This is a genomic window from Stenotrophomonas indicatrix, assembly GCF_002750975.1.
Taxonomy (GTDB): Bacteria; Pseudomonadota; Gammaproteobacteria; order Xanthomonadales; family Xanthomonadaceae; genus Stenotrophomonas; species Stenotrophomonas indicatrix.
Genome location: NZ_PEJS01000001.1, coordinates 3675010 through 3683589, shown reverse-complemented (window position 1 = coordinate 3683589; position 8580 = coordinate 3675010). Strand labels below are relative to the sequence as shown.

At 66.4% G+C, this 8580-nt stretch carries 9 protein-coding genes and 2 riboswitches; of the genes, 5 read left to right on the top strand and 4 right to left on the bottom strand.

Annotation, left to right across the window (positions count from 1 at the left end):
• Positions 1-144: 144 nt before the first annotated feature.
• On the bottom strand, positions 145-762 hold the full coding sequence (locus CR918_RS16980) for a trimeric intracellular cation channel family protein (protein ID WP_032952083.1): 618 nt from the start codon (positions 760-762) through the stop codon (positions 145-147).
• A gap of 84 nt (positions 763-846) precedes the next feature.
• Positions 847-950: riboswitch (glycine riboswitch) on the bottom strand.
• A gap of 13 nt (positions 951-963) precedes the next feature.
• A riboswitch (glycine riboswitch) is annotated at positions 964-1053 on the bottom strand.
• Between the two features lie 40 nt (positions 1054-1093).
• On the opposite strand from CR918_RS16980, the gene CR918_RS16975 reads away from it, so the two are divergent.
• From CR918_RS16975 to CR918_RS16965, 3 genes are all read left to right on the top strand, one after another.
• On the top strand, positions 1094-1351 hold the full coding sequence (locus tag CR918_RS16975) for a GIY-YIG nuclease family protein (protein ID WP_032952084.1): 258 nt from the start codon (positions 1094-1096) through the stop codon (positions 1349-1351).
• Positions 1352-1423: 72 nt separating this feature from the next.
• Positions 1424-1855: a nuclear transport factor 2 family protein gene (locus tag CR918_RS16970; protein WP_088101477.1), complete on the top strand. Its 432-nt coding sequence runs from the start codon at positions 1424-1426 to the stop codon at positions 1853-1855.
• 3 nt (positions 1856-1858) lie between these two features.
• Positions 1859-2311 carry a hypothetical protein gene (locus CR918_RS16965; protein WP_033832346.1) on the top strand — a complete coding sequence of 151 codons (453 nt, stop codon included), beginning with the start codon at positions 1859-1861 and terminating at the stop codon, positions 2309-2311.
• A gap of 554 nt (positions 2312-2865) precedes the next feature.
• Here CR918_RS16965 and CR918_RS16960 read toward each other — a convergent pair.
• Positions 2866-4146: an NAD(P)/FAD-dependent oxidoreductase gene (locus CR918_RS16960; protein ID WP_099785558.1), complete on the bottom strand. Its 1281-nt coding sequence runs from the start codon at positions 4144-4146 to the stop codon at positions 2866-2868.
• Between the two features lie 121 nt (positions 4147-4267).
• Here CR918_RS16960 and CR918_RS16955 point away from each other — a divergent pair, with 121 nt between their 5' ends.
• Positions 4268-5062 (top strand): NYN domain-containing protein, encoded by a 795-nt coding sequence (locus CR918_RS16955; RefSeq protein ID WP_025879390.1) that lies wholly within the window; start codon positions 4268-4270, stop codon positions 5060-5062.
• A 57-nt stretch (positions 5063-5119) separates the two neighbouring features.
• Here the strand turns inward: CR918_RS16955 and CR918_RS16950 are convergent, their stop codons facing one another.
• Positions 5120-5311, bottom strand: a complete 192-nt coding sequence (locus CR918_RS16950) for a hypothetical protein (protein WP_099843857.1) — start codon at positions 5309-5311, stop codon at positions 5120-5122.
• A 78-nt stretch (positions 5312-5389) separates the two neighbouring features.
• On the opposite strand from CR918_RS16950, the gene CR918_RS16945 reads away from it, so the two are divergent.
• The gene (locus CR918_RS16945; protein WP_033832343.1) at positions 5390-6010 is read left to right on the top strand and encodes a glutathione S-transferase family protein; all 621 of its coding nucleotides are present in this window, start codon (positions 5390-5392) and stop codon (positions 6008-6010) included.
• Positions 6011-6123: 113 nt separating this feature from the next.
• Here the strand turns inward: CR918_RS16945 and CR918_RS16940 are convergent, their stop codons facing one another.
• On the bottom strand, positions 6124-8313 hold the full coding sequence (locus CR918_RS16940) for a primosomal protein N' (protein ID WP_484600327.1): 2190 nt from the start codon (positions 8311-8313) through the stop codon (positions 6124-6126).
• Positions 8314-8580: the final 267 nt, after the last annotated feature.

The following is an 8580-nucleotide window of genomic DNA, read 5'->3' as shown; positions in this document are numbered from 1 at the left end:
GGGGGATTGTCTGGCGGGGCCGCAGGCGCGGCGTGGCTGGATGCCGTCGCGCGTGCGACGGGGCGCCAATGGTAGCGGTTTACGCAGGCCGTCGCCGCGTGACCTTGGTCATGCCACCCCGCCGGTGGTGCCGGCCCGCGCCGCTCAATGCACTTCGTCGTGGTACACGAACTTGGGCATTTCCCAGCGGTAGTGGATGGCCAGCAGACGCACAGCGAAACCACCACCCAGGCAGCACAGGATCGCCGTAGCATCGGCCACGCCCCAGTGCAGCAACAGCAGATACACCGCACCGGTCAGCAGCGAGATGATGGCGTACAGCTCTTTCTGGAAGATCAACGGCACCTCGTTGCAGAGGATGTCGCGCAGCACGCCGCCGAAGGCGCCGGTGAGCATGCCGGCGATCAGCACGATCGGCAGTGCATGGCCGGCCTCGCGCGCGATCGAGCAGCCGATCAGGGTGAAGGCGATCAGGCCCAGGCCATCGAGCACCAGGAAGGTGCGGCGGAAGTGGTGCATCCAGCGCGCCACCCAGGTGGCGATCAGTGCCGCGCACACGGTGAAGCCCAGGTACTCCGGATGTTTCACCCAGCCCAGCGGATAGTGGCCAAGCAGGATGTCGCGCAGCGAGCCGCCACCGAGGGCGGTGACACAGGCGATCATCACCACGCCGAACAGGTCCATGCGGCGGCGGCCGGCAGACAGGGCACCGGTCATGGCTTCGGCGGAAATGGCGATCAGGTAGATGATGGACAGCAGCATGGGACAGGCTCCGGGCGCGGTGGGGCCGGCCATGCGCACATACCGCCACTGCCTGCGCAATGACGGGATGACGATGACCGGTGCCGCTCCCGCTGTCCTTTTGCCTGAGAGTTCAGCGGCGTGAGCCGCGTGCCCCTTCGGCGGATCGTCCCGGGCGTGCCCGGTGACCTCTCTCCAGCTCGGCGAGTCGAATGCATGGTTGGTGGGATTCCAGCCCACCGGCCTGAGCGATCATGGGAGCCTGCGCCTTCGGCGGGCGCCAGCGCGGCGCCTCTCTCCTGCATTCGGTCGCCAGTATATCCGCTGCAGTGCAGCACGGCATAATCCGGCAATGGTTTCGCCCTCCCGCCCGTGGTTCCTGTACCTGCTCGAATGCCGCGACGGCAGCTATTACGCCGGCATCAGCACCGACGTGCAGGCCCGTTTTGCTGCCCACCAGGCCGGCAAGGGGGCCCGCTACACCCGGTCGCGGCCGCCACTGCGGGTCCTGGCGGTGCGTGAGTACCCGGACCGTGCAGCGGCCTCGCGTGCCGAATGGGAGCTCAAGCGGCAGCCGCGCGAACGCAAACTGGCGTGGCTGTTGCAGTAGATCCACGCCATGCGTGGATGGGGCGCATCCGGCCATGCCATGATCGCCCAGCCCTCAGCGCTGGAGACCCGGATGTCCACCGTTGCCCTGTTGTTCGCACTTTCCGCAGCAGCAAGCCCCGCCGCCGACGCCGCCACGATCGCAGCCATCGAAGCCACCTGCCACGACTACGTCGACGGTCAACTGGAAGCCGACCCGCAGCGCGTCGCCCGTTCCCTGCATCCGGATCTGGCCAAACGTGCGGTGCTCGGTGATACACCGGACGAACGCCTGGGCCTGCGCCGGATGTCGAAGGAAGAGCTGGTTGCGTTGACGAAGCAGGGCGCGTTGAAGACCCCGAAAGATCAATGGGATCGCCGCTGCACGGTGCTGGACGTGACCGGCAACGCCGCATCGGTGCGGCTGGAAACCCCGTGGTTCGTCGACTACTTCCATATGGGCCGCTTCGAGCAGCGCTGGGTCATCGTCAACGCGCTGTGGTACCCGAAGCCGAAGGCGAAATGAGCAATGCGCGCCGCCGGTAAAGCGTGGCTCTCGGTCGGCCTGCTGGCAGCCGGTATCGCGCTGCTGCCCGGCCTACTGTACCTGCTGGGGCTGGCGATGGTGGAAGGCTGGCCGCAGCCGGCTGATCGCGCGCCCAGTGGTGTGGCCGCATGCAGCGGTGAGCCGCGCATGGGATTCCAGCCGATGAATCCATGGAGCTTCACGACGCGGTTCTTCGATCCTGGAGCGCTGAAGAAAGCGACTGATATCGAGCGCGAAGCGTTCTGGGTTGCACGTCGCCACCTGATGCGGCAGCCGCAGCACGACATGCTGCGCTGGCACCTGAGCAGCAGCGCACTGACGATCTGGATCACCCGGCATTGGAGTGCGGCGCAGATTGCCGACACCGCGAGGAAGGAGGATTTCTGCCGAGCATGGTCGAAACGGCGTGTGCCCGGCGGCCCGATGAAACGGTGAATCCACGGCATGCGTGGCTACGCTCCCTGCGGCCTGCACAGAAATTCATCCACGCATGGCGTGGATCTACTGTGTCGGTCGAGGGCGCTCGCCGCGCTACCTACCGCGAAGATTTCTGCCGGACATGATCCAGGCCCGATGAAGCAGTAGAGCCACGCCATGCGTGGCTGCGCTCCATGCAGCCTGCGCAGAACTTCATCCACGCATGGCGTGGATCTACTGTGTCGGTCGAGGGCGTTCGCCGCGCTACCTACCGCGAAGAGTTCTGCCGGACATGATCCAGGCCCGATGAAGCAGTAGAGCCACACCATGCGTGGCTGCGCTCCATGCAGCCTGCGCAGAACTTCATCCACGCATGGCGTGGATCTACTGTGCCGGTCGAGGACGTGCCCGCGGCACTACCTACCGCGAAGATTTCTGCCGGACATGATCCAGGTCCGATGAAGCAGTAGAGCCACGCCATGCGTGGCTGCGCTCCATGCAACCTGCACAGAAATTCATCCACGCATGGCGTGGATCTACTGTGTCGGTCGAGAGGTCACCCACGGCAGTACCTACCGCTTCGGTCGCCGGTCTTCGCGGTCATCGCCGAAGATGATCCGCGCGCTGCGCTGGTAGCTCCAGTACGCCACCGCCCAGTTCAACAGCACCACGACGCGGTTGCGGAACCCGATCAGGAAGAACACGTGCGCGGCCAGCCAGAACCACCAGGCCAGCACGCCGGACAACTGCAGCTTGCCCAGGTGCACGATCGCGGCCATGCGGCCGATGGTGGCCAGGTTGCCGAAGTCGGCGTACTTGAACGGCCCGGGTGCTGCCTTGCCATGCAGGCGCGCGCGAATCACGTCCGCCACGTACTTGCCCATCTGCTTGGCGGCAGGCGCAACGCCCGGTACCGGCTTGCCGTTGGCCTGGTTCAGCGCAGCAAGATCGCCGGCCACGAACAGTTCCGGATGACCAGGCAGGGTCAGGTCGGGCTGCACCTGCACGCGACCGGCGCGGTCCAGCGGTACGTCCAGGGTGCGCGCCAGCGGTGAGGCGGCCACGCCGGCGGCCCAGACCACGGTGCGCGCGGGCACGAACTGGTCGCCCAGCTTGAAGCCCTGTCCATCGATGTGGCTCACCGGCGTGCCGGTCATCACTTCCACGCCCAGCTTTTCCAGCTGCCGGCGTGCCTTCAGCGAAAGCACTTCGGGGAAGGTGGACAACACGCGCGGACCGGCCTCGACCAGCCGAACCTTGGCGCTGGCCGGATCGATGTGGCGGAATTCATTGCGCAGCGTATGCCGGGCGATTTCCGCGAGGGTGCCGGCCAGCTCGACGCCGGTCGGTCCACCGCCCACCACGGCAAAGCTCAGCCATGCCGCCTTCTTTTCCGGGTCCGGTTCGGCTTCGGCGCGTTCGAACGCCAGCAGCAGTTTGCGGCGCAGGGCGATGGCATCGTCCAGCGTCTTCAGGCCGGGCGCATCGTCGGCCCATTCGTCGTGGCCGAAGTAGGCGTGGGTGGCGCCTGTGGCCAGCAGCAGGCTGTCGTAGTCCAGCGTGCTGCCATCGGCCATGCGCACCTGGCGGGCCTGCTTGTCGATGGCCACCACTTCGCCCAGCCGCACCTCCACGTTGCGCTGGTGGCCGAGGATGTGGCGCAGCGGTGCGGCGATATCCGGAGCGGACAGCCCAGCGGTGGCGACCTGGTAAAGCAGCGGCTGGAACAGGTGGTGGTTGCGACGGTCGACCAGGGTGATGCGTATGCGTTCGCGGGCCAGCGCACGGGTGGCCCACAGGCCGGCGAAACCGCCGCCGACAACGACCAGGTGGGGGACGCGATCACGACTCATCGACTCACTCCAGGGGGGCATGGGGGAAGTGCCTGGCATCTTCGCACGGCCGCTCCTTGTCACGTCAGCGTGCATCGGGATCGGCGATACTCGGGTTCAGGCAACTGCCCGTGAGGAGTCCATGAGCGAACCGGAAAAGCGCATCGCCCTGTTGATCGACGCCGACAATGCACCGGCCTCGAAGATCGACGAAGTCCTGGCCGAGGTCGCGCGCTACGGTGTGGCCAACGTCCGCCGTGCCTACGGCAACTGGAAGAGCCCTCGGCTGAAAGGCTGGGAGGCGGTGCTGCACGAGTACGCGATCCGCCCGATCCAGCAGTTCGCCTACAGCAAGGGCAAGAACGCGTCGGACATGGCGATGGTGATCGACGCGATGGATCTGCTGTACGCGCGGAACCTCGATGGCTTCGCAATCGTGTCCAGCGATGCCGACTTCACCCCGATGGTGATGCGCCTGCTGACCGATGGCGTGAAGGTGTATGGCTTCGGCGAAAAGAAAACCCCGGAACCCTTCGTCAACGCGTGCTCGAAGTTCACCTACCTCGAAGCGTTGGGCCAGACCCACGCCAGCGTGCAGGATGTGGAGCAGGCAGCGAACGAACAATCATCGAACGGACAGGCGCCCAGCGAGCAGGCCACCAGCGATGATGCGCGCCCACGCAAGAGCGGGGCGGAAATGCGCAGCGACACGCGTCTGGTGAAGATGCTGCGCCGTGCGGTGTCCTCGGCAGAAGGCGAGGATGGCTGGTCGCACCTGGGCCCGGTCGGCAGCCAGATCGGCAACCAGGCCTCGTTCGATCCGCGCAACTACGGTTACGGCAAACTCAGTGACCTGCTGGCGGCGATCGGTTTGTTCGAACTGAAGAAGGACGGTAAGTCCTCCTACGTACGCGCGCTGCCGAAGAAGAACCGGTAGCGCCGGGCGTTGCCCAGCGTGTGCCGGTCGCGCAGCACTGCAGAAGACATGGTGTGGCTACAGCGTACGTGCGCTGGAGCCGGCATGGCCTTCCGCAAATCCGTTGGCGAAGTCTTCAATGCCATTGAAGGCCAGCAGCAGCACGCCGGCGCACAGCAGCATGTTGCGGTTCGAGCGTCGGTACCCGAGCACCAGCATCACCAGTCCTGCTGCCAGAAGCGTGTAGTTCACTGCATCCCATGCGGTCATGTCGTCTCTCCCTGCGGATGGGCGTATCGTAGCGGCTCCGCGCCATCGCGGCGCACTGCTGTACGCAAGGAAACCCGCATGTTGAAGATCTGGGGCCGCCGCAATTCCAGCAACGTCCGCAAGGTGCTGTGGTGCGCCGAGGAAATCGGCCTGCCGTACGAGTCCATCGAAGTGGGTGGCAGCCACGGTGGCACGCAGTCGCCGGAATACGTGGCGATGAACCCGAACGGCCTGGTGCCGGTGATCGAAGACCACGGCCTGCCGCTGTGGGAGTCGAACACCATCGTGCGCTACCTCAGTGCGCGCTATTCGCTGGGCACGCTGTATGCCGAAGATCCGATGGAGCGCGCCCAGGCCGAAAAGTGGATGGACTGGAGCACCTCGCGGATGGCGCCGCTGTACTCCGAACTGATCTGGGGCATCATGCGCACCGCACCGGCCGACCGCGATGAGGCGCGCATCAATGCAGCGATCGTGCGCGCCGGTGATTTCCTGGCGCTGCCCAACGCAACCCTGGCCAAGCAGCCGTGGCTGTCGGGCGAGACGTTCGCCATGGGTGACATCGCGTTGGGCTCGTTGATCTACGCCTGGTTCGAACTGCCGATCCAGCGCCCGGACCTGCCGCACCTGGCCGAGTGGTATGCACGCCTGCGCGAACGCCCGGCGTACCAGCGCGGCGTGATGTCACCGATGACGTAAGCGAAGGCGCGACGTTCGGGGTCAGAGCCCTTTTCTGCGGAAAGGGATCCGACCTCAAGCCATCGGGGTCGGATCCCACCCAGCGGGTGGGCTCTGGCCGCAGCGCGTTGCCCTCAGTACAGATCCGTCGGATCTACATCCAGCGACCAGCGCACCTTGCGTGCCTCCGGCAGCGCGTACGACTGCGGCACCAGCTGTGCCAGTACCCCATGCAGCGGCGGCCGCTGTGCCGCCGACAGCAGCAGCTGCGTTCGCTGATAACCGGCACGGCGTGGCATCGGCGCCGGCATCGGCCCGTAGGCCTCCACCATGTCCTGTTCACCCAGCAGTTTCCGCGCAGCGAGCAGGAACGCGTTGGCATGCTCGACCTGCTGTGCTTCGGCACGCATCAATGCCAGGTGCGCGAATGGTGGAAAACCTGCCGCCTGGCGCTGGTTGAGTTCGGCCTGGGCGAACGGGTGGTAGCCACCGTTCACCAGCGTCTCCAGCAGCGGATGGCCCGGATGATGGGTCTGCAGCCACACTTCACCCGGATCGCGCGCGCGACCGGCGCGGCCGGCTACCTGGATCAGCTGCTGCGCCAGTTTTTCGCTGGCGCGGAAATCGGCCGAGAACAGGCCTTCGTCGATGCCCACCACCACCACCAGCGTCAGCTTGGGCAGGTCGTGGCCCTTGGCCAGGATCTGCGTCCCGACCAGGATGCCGGGCGCGTTGCCGAGCTTGGCCAGCTGCTGCTCCAGCGCATCGCGGCGGGCGGTGGTGCCACGGTCGATGCGCACCACCGGGAAATCGGCGAAGGCACTGACCAGGTGTTCTTCCAGCCGCTCGGTGCCGATGCCCTGTGGCTGCAGGGCCAGGCTGCCGCAGGCGGGGCAGGCCAGTGGTGCCGGCTGCCGCGCACCGCAGTGATGGCATTGCAGGCGACGGCCACCGCCATGCACGGTCATCGGTGCATCGCAGCGGTTGCAGGGTGCGGTCCAGCCGCAGTCGTGGCACAGCAGCACCGGCGCATAGCCGCGGCGGTTCTTGAACACCAGCACCTGCTGGCCACGCTGCAGGTGTTCGCCGATGCCGGCCAGCACGTCGGCAGAAAGGCCATCGCGCAGCGGACGCTTGCGGACGTCGAGGATGCGCACGCGCGGCGGTCGGGCATCACCGGCGCGCTGCTTCAGGCGCAGGTGCGCATAGCGGCCGGCATAGGCGTTGTGCAGGGTTTCCAATGACGGCGTGGCGCTGCCCAGCAGCACCGGAATGCCCTGCGCCTTGGCCCGCACCAGAGCGAAATCACGTGCGTGGTAGCGGATGCCGTCCTGCTGCTTGTAGCTGCCGTCGTGCTCTTCGTCCACGATCAGCAGGCCGGGTTGCGGCAGCGGAATGAACACCGCCGAACGCGTGCCCACGATCACCCGTGCTTCGCCGCGCGAGGCCGCAGCCCAGACCCGCGCGCGTTCGTTGTCGGTCAGCCCCGAGTGCAACGCATGCACGGCGATGCCGAGACGGCCGCGGAAGCGCGCCAGAGTCTGCGGGGTCAGGCCGATCTCGGGCACCAGCACCAGGGCCTGCCTGCCCTGCGCCAGGCAATGGATGATGGCCTGCAGGTAGACCTCGGTCTTGCCGCTGCCGGTCACCCCGTCCAGCAGGAATGCCTGGAAGCTTTCGGCGGCGGTGATCGCGGCCACCGCTTCGGCCTGCTCCGCATTGAGGGTGGGGCCGGGCAGGGGCTGGGCGTGCTGCGGCGCCACGCTCAGGGCGATGCGCTCGGCCAGGTCGCGCTTGCCCAGGCTGCGTGCGGCCACCCGCCAGTCCTGCATGCGCGCGGACAGGACATCTTCGTCCACCACCGCTTCGGCCAGCAGCTCGGCCAATTGCCGCGGTCGGCTGCCGGCGCGCAGCTTCTCGCGCTGGGCATGGCCTTCAGCTGTCAGCTGCCAACCCCAGTGATGGGTGTCGGGCAGCGGTTCGCCATGCCGCAGCGGGCCGGGCAGGGCGGTGCTCAGTACTTCGCCCAAGGGGGCGTGGGTATAGCGGGCCAGCCACTGCAGGCTCTGCCACAACTCGCCCTGCAGCAGCGGTGTGGTGTCACACCAGGCCAGTGCCTGGCGCAGGCCCTGGCTGTCCTCGGTTTGCCCGTGGCCGGCCACCACGCCGATCAGTTCGCGGTTGCCGAACGGCACCTTCAGCCGGCAGCCGACCGCTACCGTCGGGCCTTCGCCCTGCGGTGGCAGGTAGTCGAACAGGCGCGGCAGGGGCACGGGCAGGGCGACCTGCAGGGTCGGGACAGGGCCGGATTCAGGGGCGAGCATCGGGCCAGTGTAACGGCCCATGCGAGGGCGCATGGCAGTGGCAGATGCGACTGGCATGCCCTCCGGCGAATCATAAATGTCACCTAAATATCGGTGTCTATTGGAGATTCAGTCTTATCCACATCTTCTGTGGATAAGTCTGTGCGTTAGCGGCTCATGGCGCCGTATGAGGCCGATGGCGACGGCCTCACGCTTCCGTTGGTCAAAAAATAGCCACACTTTAAATTCAATTGAAATCAACAACTTAAGTGTGAAACATTGCTGAAA